Source organism: Streptomyces sp. SID14436 (genome assembly GCF_010548465.1).
In the GTDB taxonomy this organism is placed as follows: Bacteria; Actinomycetota; Actinomycetes; order Streptomycetales; family Streptomycetaceae; genus Streptomyces.
In genome coordinates this window covers 1-2,022 of the sequence record NZ_JAAGMD010000109.1, presented here as the reverse complement: position 1 = coordinate 2,022, position 2,022 = coordinate 1, and the positions used below count along the sequence as shown (strand labels likewise).

General features: G+C 76.6%; 2 protein-coding genes. Both read left to right on the top strand.

Annotation, left to right across the window (positions count from 1 at the left end):
- Positions 1-976: helix-turn-helix domain-containing protein (locus G3I53_RS04155; protein WP_203616672.1), on the top strand; the 976-nt coding region annotated here is incomplete at its 5' end.
- Positions 977-1,201: 225 nt separating this feature from the next.
- Positions 1,202-1,969, top strand: coding sequence for a hypothetical protein (locus tag G3I53_RS04150; RefSeq protein WP_164438024.1), 768 nt, complete (start codon positions 1,202-1,204; stop codon positions 1,967-1,969).
- The last annotated feature ends 53 nt before the right edge of the window (positions 1,970-2,022 follow it).

The window sequence follows — 2,022 nt, the reverse complement described above, 5'->3', positions numbered from 1 at the left end:
CCCGGCGGAGGGGGCGCTGGCGGACTGGGTGCTCGCGGTGGAGGCGGACGCCGGCGACTGGGCCGAGGAGCGGCTGGACCTGCTGCACGGGGTCACCCAGCTGATCGCGGTGGAGCGGGACCGCCGGGACGCGGCGCGCACCGTCCGCCGCCGCCTCGCGCAGGAGGTGCTGGAGCTGGTGCAGACCGGTGCCGCCCCGGCCGAGATCGCCGCCCGGCTGCGGGTGGCGGCCCCGGTGCTGCTGCCGGGCCTCGGCGCGGCACCGCACTGGCAGGTGGTGGTCGCCCGGGTGGACTGGGACGGCGGCGAGGGGGGCGGCGGTCCGCTGGCCCAGTCGCTGCTGGAGGAGATCCTCGTCGACCCGGCCGAGACGGGGCCCGAGCACTCCGACCGCATCGCGGTCGCCCACACCGGCGACGAGGCGATCGCCCTCGTGCCGCTGCCCACGCTCGCCACGGCCGAGCACGAGGAGTCCGGGGCGGGCATCCTCGCCGACACCCTGCTCGCCGCCGTGCGGGACCCGCTGTCGGCCGGGCTCGACGGGGACGGCCGCCTCACCGTCGGCGTCTCGGCGGCCGTGCACTCGGCGGAGGGGCTGCGCGGCGCGCTGGAGGAGGCCCGGCACGCCCGCCGGGTCGCCGCGGCCCGCCCGGGCCGGGTGTGCGCCGCGGGCCACCAGGAACTGGCCTCGCACGTCCTGCTGCTCCCCTTCGTCCCGGACGACGTGCGCCGCGCCTTCACGGCCCGCCTGCTGGACCCGCTGCGGGACTACGACCGCCGGCACCGGGCCGAGCTGATCCCCACGCTGGAGGCGTTCCTCGACTGCGACGGCTCCTGGACCCGCTGCGCGGGCCGGCTGCACCTGCACGTCAACACGCTGCGCTACCGGGTCGGCCGCATCGAGCAGCTCACCGGCCGGGACCTGTCCCGGCTGGAGGACAAGCTGGACTTCTTCCTGGCCCTGCGCATGAGCTGACCCGGTGGGGTGCGGGGGCGCCTCGTGGGGCGCGCGAGAAGGGCGGGGCGCCCCGTGCGGGAGCCGGGCGCCGGGCACCGATGACGCGTTCCGGGGTTCTGTCCCACGACTTTGTGAAAAACTTCACCCACCCTCTTGGCCCGGCCCTGTTGTTCGTGCTGAGATGCGGCCACCACTCAACAGCTCGATGGCGTGCTCGGGGAGGGCAACGTGGCGCATACCGCCATGTCTGGTAACGGAACGACCTCTGGTGACGATCCCCTCCAGACCGCGGTATGGCGGCTGCGCTCGCGCGCCTGCTGGGCCGACGCAGCCGCCCTGCTCCCACCGGCCGAGCCCGCGGCGGCCCTGCAACGGGCGTCGCTGCTGGTCGAACGGTGCCTGTACACCGAGGCGGGCTGGGAGGAGGCCGAGGACGCGCTGCGCACCGCCGAGGCCCTCGCGGACACCGACGACGAACGGGGCGCCGCCGCTTGTGAACGCGGGTACTTGGCCTACGCGGCCACCCTGTTCCAGGTGCGCGACCGGGCCGACGAGGCGCGGGCCGCGCTCGGGCGGGCGGCGGCCCTGATCGCTCCCGGCGCGGCGGGGCGTCCCCTGCTGGACTTCCGGCGCGGGCTGATCGCCGAGAACCTCACCCGTTCCCCGCAGGCCGCCCGGGCCGCCTACCGCCGGGCCCACGCGGGCGCCACCGCCCACGCCGACCCGCTGCTGCTCTCCGGGACCTGGCGCCATCTGGCCGGACTCGCCCTGCGCGAGGGCGAGTTGGTCGAGGCCCGGCAGGGCTTCGCCGAATCCTTGCGGATCCGCGAGGAGTTGGGATACCTCGTCGGCACGGCCCCGGCCCTGGTCTCGCTCGCCGACACCGAGACCGAGGCGGAGGCGTCCCGGCTGCGCGAGGAGGCCCGCAGGCTGTTCCGACTGCTGGGCGGCGTCCCCACCTGGCTGGCCCGCCAGTTGGCACCCCCGGCCGCGGGGGCGGCTACGGCCTGAGGCTGACGACGGCCTGGCGGCGGCGACGGCGACGGCCTTGCGGCGGCTTGGGC

Coding starts and splice junctions, on each gene's coding strand:
- G3I53_RS04150 (WP_164438024.1), top strand. CDS start 1,202: ATGTCTGGTAACGGAACGACCTCTGGTGACGATCCCCTCCAGACCGCG.